We start from the raw sequence: 2134 nt of genomic DNA, 5'->3' as shown, positions 1-2134 counted from the left end.
TGTCAAGGGCAGTTTAAAAATGTAGGTTTTCGGCAGAAAGAAATGTAGGTTTTCGGCAGTTACTTGAGGCCACGTAATCGGTAAGATTTACCAGTGATCTTCACTACGTGAACATGATGAACCAAGCGATCGAGAATGGCTGCTGTCACAGTTGGGTTCTGGAAAATATCAACCCAAGCGGATAGATCACTATTGCTGGTAATGATCGTTGAATGCTTTTCATAGCGGGCATTGACTAGCTGAAATAAGAGGTTAGCTTCTTGGTGACCAATTGGCAAATACCCAATTTCATCAATAATTAATAGGTCATAGCGCGAATAGCGGCTTAGAGATCGATCAAGCAGTCCTTTTTCGTAAGCTGCTCTCAATCTAATCAACAGCTCATGACAATTAATAAAGAGAACCCGACAGCCCTGTTTACAGGCCTCAATCCCAATACTAATTGCCAAGTGGGTTTTACCGACTCCCGGATTGCCAATAAAGATTAAGTTTTCAGACTTTTCCATAAAAGCCAGATTCTGGAATTCCAGAACCTCTTGGCGATTAATACTGGGTTGAAAGCTAAAATCAAATGTATCTAGGGATTTTGTATTGGGGAACCGAGCACGGCCAATGGCCCGTGCAATCTGACCTTCGTGTCGATTCTGGAGTTCCGAATTAGTTAAATCAATTAGCGCCTCAGTTAATGACAGATTATCAGTGTGAATTTGATCAAGGTAATTCGGCAAGTATTCACGGATTTTGTTTAACCCTAAGCGCTCAAGATTATTTAAAAGAATTTGATTATTAGTGGTCATGGTAGCCTCCTATAAGTTGTCGTAATCAGTCATATGTTCACGAATGTAAGCTGAAATGTCTTCATCTGTCCGCCCTTTAAGCAAATCAGATTTGAGGATATTGAACTGATCTTGGGGGTCATAATTCAGCGAATTGGTAGTTATGGAGTGCGTACGAATTTCTTCTCCGTTATAATAAATGTGGATGCGCTGCTCATCATTGGAGATTTCAACAGCAACCGTACAACCAATGTATCGCGGATCTACTGAGTACTTACATTTGCGGAAATTGATCATGGCCTCCTTCGAAACGACACGGGTAATGTTTTCTTCGAAGTATGGTTCAAGGAGATTAACTGGAACGCGATGAAGGTACTCTTTTTCTTCGTCTAACCATTTCAGGTACGGGACTTCGTCCGTGGCCTGCGAAGTTTCATGATTTAGATCATCTCGGAGCATATGAACTAGTTCGATTAGCTCAGTTCCATCAGCAAATTCAGTATTGTATGGCCGTAAACGTTCAACCGTGCGAGCAAGGGCTTCAACTGCACCTTTAGTTTGTGGTCTGAATGGTCGACAAGCAATTGGTGTGAAACCGGCATCTTTACAGAATTCGTGGAACCGTTCGTTAAAGACAGCGTGGCCAAACTGGGATTTTGTATGATCCACAACGGTTTTCATATTATCAAACCAGATTTCCGTCGGAATACCTCCGGTATGAAGGAAAGCGTCGTGTAAGCAAGAAAAGAGGGTATCTTGGCTCCGATCAAAGGTTAGTGTCATATATTTGAGTTTTGAATAAGGCAATACATACAAGAAAATATTGAATTTAAACAGCTCACCCTCGCTGCTCACTAGGGCCATTTCTTCTTTCCAGTCAACTTGAGCAGAGAGACCAGGGGAATGTTCAATCCGAATGGTAGCTTTCTTAACTCGTTCTCGGCGGGTTTGGCGACAATAATCTTTCACGAGGGTATAGCTGCCGGTAAAGCCCTTCTTCTGGATAAATTTAAAAATTGAAGCAGCCGAACAATTTAGTTCAAGCTTTGAATCGATGGTTTGCTTGAATGGATCCAGTAAACTTGGCCGTTTCGGTCGACCACTTGGTCGGCCCTTAAGTCCAGCTTTGACTTCCTCATAGGCTTTCTTAACGGTTCGATAATCAACATTATATTGCCGGGCAATCTCGGCGAAGTTAGGCTTAATATTTTCAGTCACGTAAATCGTCACTCCTTCTCTTAAATCACGTCTCACATCAAATTCCTCCTACACTCTGATGTGATTCATGATACAAAAAATGTAGGAAAACCAACAGTTCTAACCTGCCGTTTTCCTACATTTTACGGGTGCCTTTTACA

General features: G+C 41.9%; 2 protein-coding genes. Both read right to left on the bottom strand.

The features are described 5' to 3' along the window. Positions 1-59: 59 nt before the first annotated feature. Positions 60-797: an IS21-like element helper ATPase IstB gene (gene istB, locus IV84_RS10315; protein WP_003555349.1), complete on the bottom strand. Its 738-nt coding sequence runs from the start codon at positions 795-797 to the stop codon at positions 60-62. Between the two features lie 9 nt (positions 798-806). Continuing rightward, complete coding sequence (gene istA, locus IV84_RS10310; protein ID WP_003555353.1) at positions 807-2030, bottom strand: IS21 family transposase; 1224 nt, start codon at positions 2028-2030, stop codon at positions 807-809. Between the last annotated feature and the right edge of the window lie 104 nt (positions 2031-2134).

The organism is Pediococcus damnosus, assembly GCF_001437255.1.
GTDB lineage: Bacteria > Bacillota > Bacilli > Lactobacillales > Lactobacillaceae > Pediococcus > Pediococcus damnosus.
This window is presented reverse-complemented; position numbering and strand designations above follow the sequence as displayed.